Below are 17,818 nucleotides of genomic sequence, written 5' to 3'. Positions count from 1 at the left end.
TACTTAAACGGCTCCATCCAATTTAACCTCGACATTCATGTCTGCATGCTGCGGCGAGCCAACGGTTTGCACTCGCGTAGACGATCCCGGTTACAGATTCTCATTCGTTCGAACTACGCGCGCCGCCGGCCCGGAGCGTGTTCAGTGACTTGCTGCGTCCTAGTAGCGCTGTCCACTCTCGACACCCCGGGGCGAATTTTGCGCTCGAACGTACATACCGCGAGGGCAAGACCCGACCATACAATGAATGCGTGCGGGCTGAGCCGCCATGCACGCAGGGGATCTTCCGCAATTTCGGCTAAAAGAAATGCCAGAAAGAAGAAGGCAGGAATGCTGTTTATCGAGTACATGAACCTGAATCGCACTGCGACCGTTACCAAGGCGATAAGTACGGCTGCCACGGCGACCCAGCCCCCCACCGCCAGAACCGTAAGCCACATGTTGTGCGCCGTCACAGCTCGTGATCCGATTGCTGCCGCGAACTCGTTGTCGGGACTTTGGAAGACTCCCGCACCCCACCCTAAAACTGGATGGTCTGGAACATAGAACCGTGTCACCTTCCAAATCAACCCCCGGTTAGTGAAAGCGGAATCCTGAGTGGTTTGGAGAGGTACTATCACTATTGCTGCCGCAGCAACTACCCAGGAACCTGTTAGAACCTGAGCGGGACGTCGAAATCTGGCGTACTTGACGGTCACTAGTATCAGCACGACAAGCGTAGCAGCGACAATCGAGATTCTCGAGGCCGACCAAACTAGCGCTAAGCAGACCAAAATTCCCCCGGCCAGGCGTTCTTTACCGCGAAGAGCGAGCAGAACGAACGGAATCGACAGTACCATTGCTAGACCAAGAATATTGGAATGACTGTACGGCCCCGCCAGAGCAGCGTCGCCGATTATCGCCTTATCGTCGGTCTTGTGCCACCCGTACGGCATCGAACCTTTGCCGAAAATTCCGAGAGCGATGCTCACCAAAGCAGTTAAGACACTAATCCTAGCGAGGAAGATACACACATCATCGACCCTCGGCGCAGCTAAGAAGAACGTCACGATCATCAATGGCCAGACGAATTCGTAATACTTCGGAAACTCGCCGAGCAGAATGACTGATTCGAGGACGTAGATGACAAGCCACGGCAGTACCAGAGCGAAAGGAATCCAAAGACGCACGGCCGGGCGCTGCGACCGGTCACTTATCGAGGCGAGGATCGACAGCGACATCGTCACCAGGATCAAGACCATCGTCAACCTGGTGACCAGATCGGCCAGGGGTGCCGATGTGTCGATGATCTCGGACCGCAGAGATTCTCGTCCTTGGGTGAGCAGTTGCGTGGCACTCGGAGCCCATGAGTACAGCCAAAGGAAGCCGACGGACCAGAGCGCGAAGGTTGCCTGAATCGGGCGTCGAGTATCCACATTCGAAGTCTCGTAGTCTTCACACTGAGTTGCACCTCGCAGAGGGGCAATTGGTCCGTTTGGACCACACCCTCGAAGCGCCGCTACCTCAGAATGTTCTGCAGAGCACCCACTACCGGCTTCTGCGATCCATCGAACCGATATAGGCCGAAGTTCGAGTTGTCCACTGCCTTGTTGGCCGAGAGGTCATGGGCGGTGAAGAGGAAGATCGCGGCTATCCAGGGCAGGTTGTTTGCGCGGTTGACCGCGTCGGTGATGATGCTGGCCTGGACCGACTCGGTCGTCGAAGCGGGTGTCGTGCCGGTCGGCTGCCCGAACTCGGTGACCCAGATCGACTTCGCCGAGTCTCCGTTCGCCACCATGGTCTCGCGCCCCTGGGGCAGTACCGCGGCGCCACCGCCGTCACCTCCGCGTGGGTCTGCCGTGATGGGATACGGAAGCGTGTACGGATGGACTCCGATGCCGTTGAAGTAATTTTTGGCACCGAGCGCATACATATCGGCGATGAAGACCGTGTCACGAGTCTCTGTGCGAAGACTCGAAAGTCCACCTGTGATGACCGGCTGATTCGCCCCGGCTCCGCGGATACCGTTGAAGGCTGCCTTCAGCAGAGGGACGTACTCGCCGGCGGTAGGAGGAATCAGGTAGTGCGCCAGGTTCGGCTCGTTCCAGACTTCCCAGGCCGCGACACGAGGTGCGTAGCGGAGTGCGACCTGGCGAGCGAACTCGCCGAAGGTCGCGGGATTCGCGGGACCGTTTCCGTTTGCGAGGGGGTTCGCGCCCGGCTTCTGAGCCCAGACCGGGGCCGGGCCTTCGAGGTTCATCAGGATCGACAACCCTTTGGCCCGAGCAGCGCTCACTGCCGTATCAAGACGTGACCAGGTGAAGGCAGTCGAGTTCGACGGCTGCAGCAAGTTCCACTTCGCCGGTATGCGTATCGCCGTGGCGCCTGCCGACCTGATCTGGTCGGCCTCACGGTTGAAGTCTGCCCCAGCGTACTGGGTCGATATCGACGCTACGCCGACGACGACTCGAGTCGCCGCCAGCGACGGCCCGGGAACGGCTACGAGTCCCAGTGCAGCTGTCACCCCAGCGACAATCAAGGCGATAAGTCGGCGCACGGTCTCCTCCTGCCAGGTTCAAGGTTGGCATGATTATCGCGTCTGATCGCCCAAGCGACTGCCGTTTGCCGATCACAGGCTCTTGCTTGCCGCGTCCGGTCCCGGCCGGCAGCATAGCCGTGCCCAACCCAGCCAACTGTCTACGACCCCGACCGCACACAGTGGCTACGTTCTGAACATGGGCCCAGCGCGGTTACGAACTGGTCGGCGTCAAGATCCGGTTGCCGAACGTCGTCTCCGCGGTTGCCAGCCTGTTTGAACCCGCGTAGGCGACGGCGAAGAACATAGACATCCACACAACATAAGCCGTTACCGTGCCTCCTGTGCTGATCGAGGAGAACAGCTGGATCGATACTAGTGCGATAAGAGCAGAGACCATTCCCGGATTCAGCGATCGGTCAATCACGAGCTTACTGATTACGATCCAAACTAGCGCTCCGAAGAAGCAAACTGCCAAGACTAAACCGAATCCGACCAGGTATCCCAGCACTGCCGACTCTGGACTCGTGTTCAAACCGTATTGCGATGCCACGAAAGGTTTGACGCGCTGAATCCCTTCGCCGAACGGAAAGAAGCGCGAGACATCTGGCAAGATCACCGTCCATGCGTTCCGTCTCGCATCCGCGGACCCGGAGTCGTCTGCGATCCGGCCGAAAATCGCGTTGAACACTCCCAGCGTGTCGAAGAGTACGTAAGCTCCTGCCACGCCGGCCCCAAGGAATAGTCGGCGCCCGATGGTGGCGGAGCTTGTGAGGATCAGGAAGATCACTCCGATCGCCGCACCCAGCAGAGCGATCCTCGATTGGGTAAGCGCTACTCCGCCGATCAAGACTACTAAAGCCACGTATGTCAACCACGTGCGTCGGAGTAGGGCCAGTAGCGGAACCGCCGTTGCGATGAAAAGACCGAGGTCAAGCGGGTGATCGATAGTGCCCATTTGGCGGTTCGACTCGTCGACGATACGCCACCAAAAACGCGTCATGTACCGATCTAGGAATGGCTGCGTCACCCAATCTCGCGAGATCAGAAATGCGAGGACGCTCTGAGCACAGGCCGCGACAATATACCCCATGGCCGCGAGCCGGTAGAAAGATCTGTACCGTTCAGCGAGATCGCAACACATTAGGAAAATTAACACCGGGGCCAGGATGAAATTTAGCCAGAATGACAGCGCGACACCATAGCTCGCGCCATTCAGGAACTCCGAGGCGAGCGATCCGACGATAAATGTGGCCATCAGACCTGCGGCACCCTTCGGGATCTCAGTCAGGATCGGTCGAGATCTCGCGGGTAGGTGATTCGCCGGAATAAGCAGGCGCGTGCAAGCGACGGCCACAGTGAGGACAGTGCATAAATGCACCCCTAGGAGGGAGATCTGCGCAGCAAACGGTAAGACCAAGTAACCGACAAGCACAATTGCCACACCTAGGCGCGGGTCGTAATACGCTGCGGCACAGACGATTCCGACAGCTAGCAGGATGAGCACTACTGCCAAGGGATTAACCGCTTCCTACGCTCGACGAACTGCGACGAACCGTTTGGCTCAGAAACCCGACCGCACCGCTGGATCAGCGGTAGATCGACCGTCCATCATCTGACGCTCCGTGCATGCTGTCACGTGATGTTCGGGTGGCAACCGTTGCTGGGTTGACATGGCGCGGGTCGACTTGGGTGACATCCCCGTAGTACCCGTACCGGTACGTGCGTTCGCGATCGCTGACGCCGTTCACAACGACTCCCAGGATCGTCGCCTGCGCTCGTTCGAGCTCAGCGAAGGTAGACACCAGCTCGGTTCGCTTGGTGCTGCCAGCCCTGACCACAACCACTACGCCGTGCACCCACTTCGTCAACTCGACAGCGTCGGTCACCGGCATGACCGGTCCCGAGTCAACTATCACGAGGTCGTAGAGGGCCTCGAGTTCTGCAAAGCAGCGGCCCGTCCGTTGGGAGGCAAGCAACTCCGCAGGGTTCGGCGGCACCGGCCCTGACGCAAGCACATCGACACCCGGTGTGCTCGACTGTTGGATGACTTCGGCGACGTTCTCCACACTCCCACGGAGGTAGTCAGTAAGACCGATACTGTTTGTCAGACGCATCCGCTGAGAGGCCGACGGTTTCCGAAGGTCCGCCTCGACCAGAACCACTCTGTTGCCGGACTCAGCGAAAGCCGCGGCGAGATTCACAGCAGTTGTCGTCTTACCTTCTCCAGGGTTCGCACTTGTCACGAGAATCCGTCGGGCCGGGGTGTCGACGCTGACAAACCCCAGGTTGACCCTCAGCCTCCGGTAGGCCTCGCCGGTCGGGCTCGCCCCGGCGGGAGCGAAATCAAGCAGGACCTTGTCCTGAAGCGCGGAATCGTCCGGGACAGTACACAGTGAGGACACGTTCGGCAGCAGCTCGGTCACGTCCGATTCACTACGGAGACGGGTGTCAAGTCGGTGCCGGGCAAACACGATGAGCAGGCCGAGAAGCAACCCGGCTGTAAGACCTATCGCGAAATTGCGTTTCGTTCGTGGCGAGATCGGGGTGTCGCTGGTCATTGCGGGACTCACGACGGTCACCTTGGCCAGAGGATCGCCGCCAGAGCTCGGTGTTTCGAGCACCGACACATACTTGACCAACGACTCTGCCACCCTGTTCGCCAGGTCGCTGGCGACCGCCGCGTCAGCATTCGTTGCGTTGACGGTGAGTAGCACGGTCTCCAGCGACGTGTATGCAGACACGTCTTCACGAGCGTCCTCGACGCTGATCTGAAGACCGGAGTCATTGAGAGCGTCGCGAAGCACAGCCTCGGAATCCACCAGTCGGACATAGGACGCCACGCGCTGCTGGGAGGCCAGCGAGCCCTGATATGCATTCTGTACCGTGGCCTCCGTCCCGGAGGTCACATACAGGACTGCCGAAGAACGGTACAGCGGCGTCTGCGTGAGACTGAGCCCAATCGCCGAGGCACCTCCGATCAAGACACAAAGAGCGATGATCCACCATCCATCGCGCATCACCCGGAGGAGCAACCTCAGTCGGTCGGCTGCCGATGCGGTATCCACAGCTTCAGTTTGATTCACAGTGCCTGCCTCGGTTGGGGCTCAGACTCATCGAGCCGATCGACCTGATTGGTGGGTTCCAGGGAAGCTCCAGTTTTCGAAACTTCGCATAGATGTGCTGCTTAGGAGTGCACGGTTTTTCTGGGGGAATCCATACTGGCGAGGAGTTCGCTCTCGTACGCTTCACAGACGCCGTTCCAAGTGAAATATTCCCTCTGGCGTTGCATTGCAGATCGGCCGAGCTCGATACGGGCGTCGCAATTGCCCATCACGCTGATCAATGCCTCCGCAATCGCTTCAGGATCAGGCTCGGTGAACACTCCAGCATCGCCAAGAACCTCTCGATTGAACTTGGTGTCACGGGCCACGGTCGGTGCTCCGCAAGCCATCGCCTGGACGAGCGCCGGGTTAGTGCCACCGACGCTATGACCGTGGAAATATGCTCCGCAGTTCTGCCACAAAGCGAGGAGCTCATCGTCATTCGATATGTGACCCAACCAGGTCACACTCTCGCACGCATCAGCAAGTGCCGCAACTCGCTCTTCGATTTCACCGCCATAACCGGATGACCCGACGATCACAACCTGTTGGCCCGCCGGTAACCGCTCCACCGCAGCGACAAACTCCGCCACGGAGTTCTCCGGCACAAATCGGGCAACATACAGGATGTACTCCCCGGTTCGGTAACCGCGCACCGGTTCGAGTTCGCCGGCCTCGGTGCCCCCATATGGAATGTAGGCGCCCACGCGCGCGAATTCACTGACCCATCGGTCGCGAATAGCGAGGGAATCGCACACGATCCGGTCGGCGTACCGCGCCGAGAGAACGGCACCCGCGCGGAAGACCCGCTTTGCCAGGCCACCCCACTTCTGACGTTCCCACTCGATCCCGTCTACATTGAGGACCACGGGCACACCTCTGGCCCGCAGTATCGGAAGCCAGTACCCGTTGGCCACGTTCATCACCAACGCAACGTCGACATCACGAAAAGCCGTATCAATCGAGCTCGTCAACCCGTACGACAGCGTGCTGAGCGACTTCTTCTCGATTCCTGGCGAGAACACTTGGACTACCGAATCGCCCCCAGCACCGTCGTCGAGGCGGTCAACCCCTGAGCGACAGTAGACCACGACTCGCCAACCACGCTCGGTCAAGAACGGAACGAGTTTCCTGATGAGGGTCTCAAAGCCTCCGTAATAACTGGGGTAGCCCCGCGTGCCTACGATCGCAACCGTTGGCTTCGAACTATGCTTCATTCTTCGATCCTCCGGCGAGTTTTCAGCCGCGGTCGCCCGGGCCGTCGAACAGGCTTTCTCAACTCGGTAAGGCGTTCGGTAATTCCAGCGACAGCACCGGCCATGGTGAGCGATTGTGCATTCGAATGGACGTGCTCGGCCACGAGAGAGAGCAATTCAGGTTCATCTAGCAGTCGGCGCACGACGACCGACCAAGCCTTCGGCTCGGACGAGCGCACGACGCAAAGTTTCGCGATGTCGGGATCGGTCACCAGCATTCGTGCCGCGCCGTATCTGTCACCTATGACTATCGGCAGTCCGGCGAGGCTCGCTTCCACCGCGCTCCTACCAAACGCCTCGCGGTAGGAAGTCCCCACAAAGATTGAAGCGGGTCTCCACATCTCATCGGGCCCCGCCCAGCCCTTCAACTTGCAATGTTCTCCGACTCCGGCGGCGAGAGACTCACGCAACGGTCCGTCACCGAAGATGTGTCCAGTATGTGCTGCCTGTTCACAGATCTCGGCGAACAGCCCAGGCCGTTTGTCGACGTCCAACCGCCCCGCCCACACAAGTGGGCCATTCGAGTTGCCTCCCGAGTTGCATCGCTGGAGTGACTTGATGCCCGGGCGGACAACACGAGGAGAAGCCCACGGACGCACGTCTTCCGCGAGAGTTTCCGTCGTCACCCACACTTCGCGTGCCCGACGCAACGAGATCGTTTCCAGGAAACGTAATAGCTGCCGCCGCACCGATGACTGTTCTCCTGCGGCTGGCCAAGGAAGACCTCGGATGTAGGCAATCCATGTAGATCGTTCGCGATTGCCGTCGAGAGTATCGCGATAGACGGCCATGTCCGACTGACTTATCAGAGTGATCACCCAATCAGCACGGGCGTAGTTGACGTCGGATGCGAGCACCTCCCGAATCTCGGGGATCACCGGAAGTCCGTGACGACGGATCTCACTGACACACACGGCTGCATGGTGACGCGCAGTTCCCGGCGCACCCGGCCTCATACCGACAGTCGCCGTCCACGGCAGGCCCTGTGCTCGGGCTTGTTCTATGAGATCGAAAAGTGAGTTATAGACCCCGCTCCGCGCCATGAGCGGAGCGGCAACTAGGTGCACCCTCATCGATCTACTTCCCGATTCAGTCATCGCTTGACCAGATCCAAGATGAACTGGGCCTTATAGCGCCAGGTCACCGGGTCAGGGATATCTGCCGGAATACGAACCGGTCTACGAGCCTCGGTTGCCCGCGCGAGCCAGTCCCTCTGATCTGCGGCGTTGACGACAAAGACCCCGTCATCTAGTTTGCGATCGCCCGTGCCGAGAACCGGAGTCGTCAGAACCGGTAACCCGGCGGCGCGATATTCGTAAGTCTTGATGACATCACCCCCGACCTCACCTCGTCCGACCCGATGCGGGACCCAGCCGATGTCGAAGGTGGTCAGCAACTCCGGTACGCGCTCGTAATGGACATCACCAAGCAGCGTGATGTTGTCGATGTCCCCCAGAGGCTTGCGGTACTCCCGGTCGAGAATGGGTCCCGCGAAAACGAAATTCAAATCGGGCATCTGTTGCGCTGTATTGCAAATCAGCTCTAGATCCAGTCGACGTCCGATCTTGCCGACGTACCCGACGGTCACTGGCCCCTCAACCGTAGGGGTCCCCGAAAACCGCTCCGGATCACACCCATTGAGCACGAGGTGAACGTCTGAACGACCGAACCGACGTGCTAGATCCGCGGTCGCCTCCGAGTTCGCAGTTACATGATCCGCGCGCGCGAACATCACCTCGTAGGCGTCCTGGACCTTGTCTGCGATGCCTTCGAACGCGAAATGAACTGTCCAATCATCCAGAAGATCGAAAACTATGGTCCTGCCGCCCGCACTGAGGTCGTTCCATGAAGCGCTGAGCGCCACAAAGGGATTCCACACGACCGCATCCGCCACGTCGAGTTCCGCCCCCAGACGCGGATACTTGCGCAGTGAGTCGACCCACCAAGCCTGCCTGTCCGAGATGCGAGGAAGAGCCCAGGTGAAAGAGTTCAACGCAACCGTGTTCGATGCAACCTCGAGATTCTTCGCGCGGATAGACGCGCCCGTCAAGTGCGGTTCCGGCCGCGAGATAACCGCAGTACTTCCTAATTCCGAAAGTAGGCGCCCGAACCACTCGATGAGATGGCCGTCGCGAGTTCGGTACCCCTCCCGGCTCAGTTTGTGCTGACCATGCATCGGAAAGGCCAGCAGCGCGACTTTCGTGTCGTTCGAAGTCAAATTATGCAACGGATACTCCATCGTCGGTGCGGCGGTACTCATAGGTTCGGTAACCCGCCAGCCCGAGGACCTTGCCGACCTCGAAACTCATTACGTTGAATGGTTTGGCTGGAATCATTCGGCTAACTACGATCCCCCGCATTAGAAGAAGTGCGTAATAACCTGCGCGGGGAATACCTTTCAAAACCGCCCTGTAAGGGTGATCGCAGTACTTCACGCGCACACGGGAATGCACGATCCCGCTGCGAGTACTTCGACGGATCAGCCACCGCGCATTGAGCCTTGAGGCCGGAACGTCCTCGGACACAATCGCCTCGTTGCAATACACGATCAAAGCACCGGAGAGTCGAAGACCCCAGAAGAAGTCCCAGTCGCTTCCTCCGGTCTCGCTGAATGACGTGTCAAAGCGTGGTTCGCCGGCGCGGACCCAGGCATTGCGCGTCATGATCGTGTTGTTGGTCGCAGCCGAGAGCAACCTGAAACCACTGGCGACGCGCTCGCGCTGGAAAAAGCCGCCACGCCGAATCCACTCCGGGCAGTCCTCGGGGAGAACGGTCATCACTGGGCCCTGCACGACGTCAGCCCCGCTGGTGACCAGGTACGACGTGAGGGCGTACAGCCATCCTTCGTCCACCCATTCGTCGTCATCGACGAAAATGATGCCGTCATATTCAGTGGTGAAGAACTCAAGGCCGGCGTTACGTGCCTGGGCAATACCTGCTTCGGGTTGAATTGTGTAGTAGGTCGCAGCAGGATGAGCCTCAGCGAGGGCTCTCGCGGAGCCAACCGGATCATTGTCCACGATCACTACATCGGCGCATGAGTTCGTACCCACGGCGAGACTGTCGAGCAGACGGCCCAGGCCTTCCGGCCGCATGTAGGTGGCGACAGATATGAGGTATTTACCTTTCACCGGATACCGCTCTTCGTTGGACATTTCACCCCTTCGATCCACTGACGCGCTGACGACGGGAACTCGCGAGCCCTCGCAAGCGAGTCGTGAAATGACAAGCTTTCCGAGAGAGCGCTGTGAAGTCGTCGCGCCTAAACCGCAAGAAGAGTGCGGGCCTCAGTCCGAACACTCTGTTCGCCAGAACCAGTACAAACAGGCCACAAACACCGTTGGCGATCATCGATGCGATGGCCGCCCCCATGGCACCCATTCGGGGCAGAAGGACTACCAACAAGACGACATTCAGGATGACTGACGAAAGAATGGCAATACTGCGCAGAACCGGCCGTCCGCGAGCTGTCATTCCCGCCGCCGCAACCGATCCCGGGTTTCCAACGATTGTGCCTACCAGGATGACAGCCAGGACCGCAGTTACCGAGCTGAACTCGGAGCCGAATGCCAACGGCACGGCCCACAGCGCCATCAGCACCGCAGCGAGCCCGACTGCGGTGGTGATGATGGTGGACAAACGCGCCGCCCGCCCCAGACTCTCATCATCGTTCTTCGCTGACTGGACCGAAAACACGACATCTCGAACGGCTGTGTTGAAAGTCCTGACCATGTCAGCGAGCGACACTGCGACGACATAGATGCCGAGCTCCTGCGCGGAAGACAAAGGCAAGAACAGCACTTGGTCCAGCCTCGCCAGGATGACACCCGCTGCCGATCCAATCCAGGCGCCCATTCCGAATCGAGTCAACTGGGTCACGTGTGTGCGCACTGGCAAAGGCGTGGGCGGAAGCGCAGATCTAGAACGCCGCGTCCAGAAAAGGCCGAGGTAAGCGAAGCCTCCTATGAAGTTCCCGATTCCCAAGACCCACGCGGCCGAGGTCACGGTGAGGCTCCCCGAGGCGAGGAGCGCACCCAGGGCACCAACCCTGAACACGCTGGCGATGCATTGATCGAACGCAACCAGCAGCCAAGCCTGCTCGGCGCGCGCATACCCGCGGACCACCAGGACGATCAGCGCTGGGGTCAGCATCAAGCCGACCATCGACATCAGGCCCCGGATGTCGGGATGCGCACCGGCCAACATGCCAGAGATCGACGCGATCAGCACACTGCCAATAGGCCCGACGACACACATCACGCAGATTCCGAACAAGAGGCTGCGGATGGTGCGCACGCGGCGGGCGACGAAGTAGGTCACCGCTTCGGGCATGCCGAGGGTCAGTGCTGCCGTCGCAACTAAGAGCGGCGCGGTTGCGGCTGCAACCAAACCACGCCCTTCGGCACCAAGGGCACGCGCCAACAACGGAGCTGTGATGAGTGAGGCGAGGAGCGGCATCAGGTTGCCGAAGGTGACGATCGCAATACTGCGACCGACGTCGCCGCCGGCCTCTTGCCGACCCTCGGTTTCTTTGCCTCGGACGTCTGAGTCTGATCCGGCCGGGTACTGCGGGACTCTCATCGGCAGGCGGCCAATTTCTTTCGGTCCAGTTCTTGATAGGCGGCAGCGATCTGCACGTCGTTCCGACCTTGCGACACGTTGACGTGCTTCAGACCGCTCGACTGCGCTGCTTCGACGGAGATGAAGTCCCGACTATTGCCTCCTACGACACGCACCGGGACATCGACCTGCAGGGCGGTGTGATTGATCCAGACGTCATCTGCGCTTGGACAGACTTCCTTGAATTCGGTTCCGCGCGCGATCAAGGCGCGCACCATGTGGAGAGGGTAGAGCGCCCCGGAGACGCCACACACGAAGTTTCTGTCGCTTTCCCTCGAATCGCGAACCAAGGGCCACTGGGCGTAGGGCAAAAGGTGAGGCCCTGCATCGCTGTCCGTGGTGTCGACACCTATTCGTCGCGCACGATAGCAACTGATCCCGTCCGGGTGATGAAGATGGTGCTCGAACAGTTGATGCAGCCAGAAGACTGGGTAAATCGTATCGTCGTCGGCGGTGACCAGCGGCACTCCGGCTTCCACCGCGATCTGCAGTGCGTCGAAGTATTTAGTATGCGGGCCGACACCCTCAACCGAGAGCCGCACCTCGAGACCCACTCGCTGCAGTCGCCTCAATTGTCTGGGCAGATGCTGAATCGTGGCACGGTCGTCGACCCACAAAATTATCCGAGACGGTCTAAGACGGCCCATGAGGATCGATTCCAAAGCATAGTAGGCGAGGTCGAGACGATCGCCATAGCTAGTCATGCTGACGATCGGCGCTCTGTCGTCGCCCAGGGCGCAACCACGGTGCCGCAAAGCGTTGCTGGCTCGGATCCGGGTTAGCACTAAGGCTTTTTGGATACGAAACTTTGCGCCGCCAGCGACCCGTCGGAGGAGCGGTTTGTGCTCGGTCAATGCGCGAGGTCTCATGTCAGGTCTCTTTTTCGGAATTGCTGGGCTCATATCAGCGGAGATACGTCCACCCCGCCGACTTCCAGGCGGATTCGTCGAGACACAACCGGCCGTCGATGATCGTGCGTCCCCGAACGATGCCATTCAAATCACTCGGCTTCAGATCCCGGAATTCTTGCCACTCGGTCAGCACCGCAACCACATCTGCTTGATCACAAGCTTCTCGCGCGGACGGTGCGTAGTCCAGCGTCGGAAACAGGCGCTTAGAAGTCTCGTTCGCCTTCGGGTCATACACCACCACCGACGCTCCTTGCAGCTGGAGCTGGCCCGCCACGTTCAGAGCCGGAGAGTCGCGTACGTCATCAGACTCCGGTTTGAATGCAGCTCCCAAAACCGCAACGCGTTTGCCGAGCAGAGATCCTCCACACGACCGCTTTGTCAGATTTACCATGCGGTTCCGGCGCCGCATGTTGACATTGTCAACCTCTCGCAAGAACGACAACGCTTCGGAAGCTCCCAACTCGCCAGCCCTCGCCATGAAAGCCCGAATGTCCTTCGGGAGGCACCCTCCACCGAAACCCAGACCCGCGTTGAGAAACTTCCGACCGATTCGGTCGTCGTGGCCGATCGCATCGGCCACCGCGGTGACGTCTGCGCCCGCAGCCTCACACACCTCGGCGATCGCGTTAATGAACGAAATCTTCGTAGCCAGAAAAGAGTTGGCCGCAACCTTCACCATCTCTGCGCTCTGGCGATCCATGACGATGTAAGGGGTTCCGCGGTTGATCATCTCGGCGTAAACCTGTCGTGCCGCGAGTTCCAACTCGCCGTCCCTTTCGGCGCCCACGACGATCCGGTCAGGACGCAAAGTATCGTCGATCGCATGCCCCTCGCGTAAGAACTCAGGGTTCCATCCAAGGTGAACCACGACGTCGTCCTTCGCCAACTCCTGTGCGCGATTTGCGAGTCGTTCGCAGGTACCCACCGGCACTGTTGATTTGCCCAGAATCAGTGCGTCTTCCGACAGGAGCGGAACCAGGCTCTCTACAACACTCTCGACGTAGCGAAGATCTGCCGCGTACTCCCCCTTGCGCTGGGGCGTTCCTACCGCGATGAAGAAAACACCACCCCAGTCTGCCGCCTCCTCGTAACTGGCGGACACCTTGAGTAGGCCCGAATCGAGGTGCTTTCTAACCAGGTCCGGTAGCCCTGGCTCATAGAACGGCACCTCGCCTCGTGCGAGTTCCTCGCGTCGGTAGTCGTCCAATTCGATTCCGAGCACCTCATGGCCGAGTTCCGCCATGCAGGCCGCGTGCGTCGCTCCCAGATAGCCCAATCCGAACACTACAATCCTCATGCGACTGCCTTTCCAATGCGTTGTGGTGCCCGGCCTTCGCGGCTTGGCCACCGAGTCTCAAAGTTCACAGAAAAAGAGGACTTTCGCAGATGCTGGTGCGCTGTCGACCTCAGCCACGCGCGTAAGTTCTTCGTGCTTCTGACCGGCCCCACATGCCGAGTCCAGGTCTGGGGGAACACCCCTGAGGGTGGTCTTGCGTGAAAGTCTGGTCCCATCCTGAGACGACTCATCCTCCGTGGACATCTCAACTTCCTCGAGTGGCACATATCCATCTCCAGGAAGGTCGACCTCAACCGGAACCCGATCTGTTACGTTCTCGCCAGTATTGATCACAACGAGCGCCAGCGACTTGTTCCCTTTGAGCCCATAAATCCTGAGATTGTCTCTCTTTTCGGCCGGCACGACTTGAAGCATCGCCATCCCGTTGGCCAAACCATTGAGCACAGCCATCGCCTTGAACGTATCGCCCTTTCCGATTTTCTTATCCTCACCGACACAGAGCGGCGAATACGCAATGCAATCCGTGAGCGTCCCGTGGAAGTAGATCCCGTTGAAACCACGGGTCGTCGCATCGAGCGCAAAGTCAAGTATCCACAGCGCTCCCGCGAGCCTGTTGCTGACTCCTGCGATACCTCCACAGTTGACTGAGTTAGCCTCGGAAAGAACAACTTTAGGAGAGTTCGCGATAGACGCGGCACGGGATATGTCAGTCAGGGATTCATCGCGTGCCTCATAAGCGAAGTCGGAGAAGAGAAGACTCGGGTCCATCGTCGTACTGCCGCAACCTCGCGATCCATAGAAATGCGCCGCGTAAACACTCGGGGCCGCACTAGGCGATCGGGCGAATTGGGAAGCACTACTCCAGATGAAGTCATATCTGTTGCCACTCGAGTCCGGCGCCTGGATATCGATATCCGAAACCTCGTTTCGGATGGCCTCCGAATAGCGCTTCACGTCACTCAGGTAAGTACCAAAAGGAGGATTCGGCGGGTAGTAGACATTCGGCTCGTTGCCGATCGCAGCTGAGACCAACCTGTCACCGAAGATCGCCCGTGCATGCTTCACCATATCCGCGGCGCGAGCTGAATCTCGGGACCTCAGATTCACGCCCATCACTACTCGCCAACCTAAGGCCTCCGTGAGAGTCGCGAGCCTCTGTAACCCCGTCGGCGTCGCTCTGAAGCGGTACCCATCTGGCAGTGCTTCACCCTTCGAGGTCCAGAACATCTCGTCAGAGGTATTGCCACCAACCCGTAGAACCATTCCTGGGCGGAAGCTCTTGAAAGCTCTTGCGACTTCTTCAACTTGCAGAGATTTGGCGTCACCGGCCAGCGTCGAAGACTCGATCGAGAGCCCCACGCTGTCGGACACGAACCCGTAACCCGCTTCGCCCAGCATCTGGGCGTGAACAGGCGATTTGACATCATTCGTTGCGCATGCGCTGAGAACCAGAAGGACTGGGAGCATTACATTCAGGACTCGTGCGTCCATTCTGGTTGAACCACTACCCCTCTCATAAGGATTGACCAGACCTTCCTCGCGGGAGATCGTGTTCGGCGGAGTCGACATGACTCAGTACGCTCCATCCTTCTGGAGCACGGCCCGGACCGTCCGCCAGAGGATCAGGGCGTCTTGCATTATCGACCAGTTCTCGACATACGACAGATCGAGCCGCACAGACTCTTCCCAGGACAAGTCCGACCTCCCCGAAACCTGCCACAAGCCAGTCATTCCAGGCTTGACCAACATTCGCCGGGCGACGCGGCCGTCGTACTGTTCAACCTCTTCCCGCAGTGGCGGTCGCGGGCCTACCAGGCTCATGGTCCCGCCGAGCACGTTGAGGAGCTGCGGAATCTCGTCAAGACTGTATCGCCGGATGAACGTGCCCACGCGGGTGACGCGGGGATCATTCCGCATCTTGAAAAGGACGCCTGCCCCCTCGTCGAGTGTTGCGAGTCCTGCTTTGTGCTTGTCGGCGTCCTGAACCATCGATCGGAACTTCCACATCAGGAAAGGCTGGTTGTTGATGCCCATGCGTGTTGCTCGGTAGAACACCGGCCCCGGCGAGTCCAGTTTGATGGCGAAGGCTACCGCCACGAATACGGGCGCCAACACGGTGAGGATTGCCGCAGAACCGACCCTGTCGACGAAGGCCTTTCGGAACCGGTTGGCACCCTCATACCGGGGCTTGTCGATATGCAGGAGCGGCAAACCAGCAACAGGACGCACCATGACCCGCGGCCCAGCAACGTCTGTGACCCCCGGTGAGACGATCATGTCGACGTCAAGCCCTTCCAGGTCCCAGGACAACGCTTGCATCGCGTCATGCCCCAGGGCTTCGGCAGAGGTGACAGCGACGGTTGTGGCGCCAGATTCCGCAACGACATCACACACGTCGTCGAAGGTGCCTAACACAGGAACCTGCGACTCGCCCACTGCCATCAGCCGTGGACGCCCACTGCGCTCCGGCAAACAGATCCCCACAACTCGGTAGCCCAGCTCGGGATGTCTTACCAACCGCTCCATCAGAGGAACCGCGGAACTTCGCGTGCCTACAACCAGCACATGCTCAAGATTCTCTGATCGCCTACGCTGCATCAGCAGGACTCGTCTCCACATCCAGCGTGAAAGTACGAGGCCACACGTACCTATGGGAAGCGCGAGGGCGAGGAATCCTCGTGCGATGTTCATTTTGAACAGCAGATCGACCATCGCAAGAACACCGAACACGGAAAGACACGCAGTCACGACGCGGCTGTACTCCTGGGACCCCGAAGCGAGAATCCGTCGATCGAGGCTTTGGAAGGCGCGCAGCGCGAGCAGCCAGGAGATGCCGAGCGCGATCGAGACATAGACCGCCGGAGCACCTACCCGACCGTTGGGCGCCATCGCGCCATCAGCGCCGAAGCGGACCCCTTGAGCAACGGCAACAGCGACTGCGACTATCAACGCGTCAGACAGTGAGACTCGCCTCAGGTAAGTGCGCATCCAAGACCTGGAGCGGTCTTCACTGCGATCGACAAACCGAAGCCGCTGACCGCGGCGACCGGCGCCACGCGTCGGCCTTTCGTAGGCTTGACGATCGGCCACTGCCCACCTCCAAACATCCCCGAAATACTGAAGGAATAGGCGAACTCCCCACGCCACACCAGGGAGAGTTCCGTCGTTGGAATACTCCTCCCGTGCGGCGAGCTTATTTCACTTCGATCACAGTGACAACTTGGCGTGATCTAGGGTATTTCCCAGTTCGCCCTGGGGTCAGATGCAAGATTCGCGCGACCGTCGCCATCTCACAGCACCCTGCGTAAGGTCGTTAGATCCGCCGGTTGTGGCTCACCACCTGCGGAGACGCGAATTCCGCGGGCACCGATGACCATTTTGAGCTGACCGCCGATCGGGTCACGACAGAGCTACGAAGTTGCGGCCTGCAAAACAGGGACAGATTCGCGCGAACCATTCGTAACTGGTTTTAACGATCACAGAATCTGCGAAAATGCGGTTAACAATTGCTCGCCACGGATAAAGCAAGGCTACCGAGGAGCTGGTGCCTTGTATCACACAGATGAACTAAGCATGACGCTGCGAAGAAGAAATTGCGCGTTAGCCTTTGATGACGCGTTCGGTGGTGGCGTATTTCTGTTCGACGGCGTTTTTGGTGGGTTGCCACCAGTCGGTGTTGGTGCGGTACCAGTCGATGGTGGCGGCGATGCCGGCGCGGAAGTCGAGGTAGGTGGGTTGCCAGCCGAGTTCGGTGCGTAGTCGGGTGGAGTCGATGGCGTAGCGGCGGTCGTGGCCGGGGCGGTCGGTGACGAAGTCGAAGGCGTCGGTGGGGTGGTCGAGGAGTTCGAGGATGGTTTCCACGACGGTGCGGTTGTCGACTTCGCCGTCGGCGCCGATGAGGTAGGTTTCGCCGATCTGGCCGCGGTCGATGATGGTCCACACGGCGTCGTTGTGGTCGTCGACGTGGATCCAGTCGCGGATGTTGCGGCCGTCGCCGTAGAGCTTGGGGGCGTACCCCGGTCAGCACGTTGGTGATCTGGCGGGGGATGAATTTCTCGATGTGCTGGTAGGGGCCGTAGTTGTTGGAGCAGTTGGAGATGGTCGCGGCGACGCCG

Annotated in this window: 13 protein-coding genes and 1 pseudogene; all 14 read right to left on the bottom strand. The window is 59.5% G+C overall.

The window, feature by feature from the left end; genetic code table 11:
* Positions 1-113: 113 nt before the first annotated feature.
* The gene (locus MAY35_RS09650; protein ID WP_238421088.1) at positions 114-1,241 is read right to left on the bottom strand and encodes an O-antigen ligase; all 1,128 of its coding nucleotides are present in this window, start codon (positions 1,239-1,241) and stop codon (positions 114-116) included.
* Positions 1,242-1,498: 257 nt separating this feature from the next.
* The gene (locus tag MAY35_RS09645; protein WP_238421087.1) at positions 1,499-2,536 is read right to left on the bottom strand and encodes a cellulase family glycosylhydrolase; all 1,038 of its coding nucleotides are present in this window, start codon (positions 2,534-2,536) and stop codon (positions 1,499-1,501) included.
* 193 nt (positions 2,537-2,729) lie between these two features.
* A complete protein-coding gene (locus tag MAY35_RS09640; RefSeq protein ID WP_238421086.1) occupies positions 2,730-3,773 on the bottom strand; it encodes an O-antigen ligase family protein in 1,044 nt (347 codons plus the stop codon).
* Between the two features lie 331 nt (positions 3,774-4,104).
* On the bottom strand, positions 4,105-5,583 hold the full coding sequence (locus MAY35_RS09635) for a polysaccharide biosynthesis tyrosine autokinase (protein WP_238421085.1): 1,479 nt from the start codon (positions 5,581-5,583) through the stop codon (positions 4,105-4,107).
* A 119-nt stretch (positions 5,584-5,702) separates the two neighbouring features.
* Positions 5,703-6,836, bottom strand: coding sequence for a glycosyltransferase (locus MAY35_RS09630; RefSeq protein WP_238421084.1), 1,134 nt, complete (start codon positions 6,834-6,836; stop codon positions 5,703-5,705).
* Positions 6,833-7,753, bottom strand: coding sequence for a glycosyltransferase (locus tag MAY35_RS09625; RefSeq protein WP_238421083.1), 921 nt, complete (start codon positions 7,751-7,753; stop codon positions 6,833-6,835). The genes MAY35_RS09630 and MAY35_RS09625 overlap by 4 nt, the downstream gene beginning before the upstream one ends.
* Positions 7,754-7,968: 215 nt before the next feature.
* Positions 7,969-9,135 carry a glycosyltransferase gene (locus MAY35_RS09620; RefSeq protein ID WP_238421082.1) on the bottom strand — a complete coding sequence of 389 codons (1,167 nt, stop codon included), beginning with the start codon at positions 9,133-9,135 and terminating at the stop codon, positions 7,969-7,971.
* A complete protein-coding gene (locus MAY35_RS09615) occupies positions 9,095-10,030 on the bottom strand; it encodes a glycosyltransferase family 2 protein (RefSeq protein WP_238421081.1) in 936 nt (311 codons plus the stop codon). Before MAY35_RS09615 ends, MAY35_RS09620 begins: the two co-directional genes overlap by 41 nt.
* A 1-nt stretch (position 10,031) precedes the next feature.
* Entirely contained in the window at positions 10,032-11,456 is a 1,425-nt protein-coding gene (locus MAY35_RS09610; RefSeq protein ID WP_238421080.1) for a lipopolysaccharide biosynthesis protein, read from the bottom strand.
* Positions 11,453-12,349: a glycosyltransferase family 2 protein gene (locus MAY35_RS09605; RefSeq protein WP_238421079.1), complete on the bottom strand. Its 897-nt coding sequence runs from the start codon at positions 12,347-12,349 to the stop codon at positions 11,453-11,455. The genes MAY35_RS09610 and MAY35_RS09605 overlap by 4 nt, the downstream gene beginning before the upstream one ends.
* Before the next feature lie 49 nt (positions 12,350-12,398).
* Positions 12,399-13,703: a UDP-glucose/GDP-mannose dehydrogenase family protein gene (locus tag MAY35_RS09600; protein WP_238421078.1), complete on the bottom strand. Its 1,305-nt coding sequence runs from the start codon at positions 13,701-13,703 to the stop codon at positions 12,399-12,401.
* A gap of 57 nt (positions 13,704-13,760) precedes the next feature.
* Positions 13,761-15,272: a hypothetical protein gene (locus MAY35_RS09595; RefSeq protein ID WP_238421077.1), complete on the bottom strand. Its 1,512-nt coding sequence runs from the start codon at positions 15,270-15,272 to the stop codon at positions 13,761-13,763.
* A gap of 3 nt (positions 15,273-15,275) precedes the next feature.
* Positions 15,276-16,691: a sugar transferase gene (locus MAY35_RS09590; RefSeq protein ID WP_238421076.1), complete on the bottom strand. Its 1,416-nt coding sequence runs from the start codon at positions 16,689-16,691 to the stop codon at positions 15,276-15,278.
* Between the two features lie 612 nt (positions 16,692-17,303).
* Positions 17,304-17,818 (bottom strand): annotated as a pseudogene (locus MAY35_RS09585) (dTDP-glucose 4,6-dehydratase); the annotation flags it as partial.

This window comes from Gordonia sp. 'Campus' (assembly GCF_022206305.1).
Classification (GTDB): domain Bacteria; phylum Actinomycetota; class Actinomycetes; order Mycobacteriales; family Mycobacteriaceae; genus Gordonia.
Note: the sequence above shows the minus strand (reverse complement) of the source record. Positions and strands in the feature narration are given on the sequence as shown.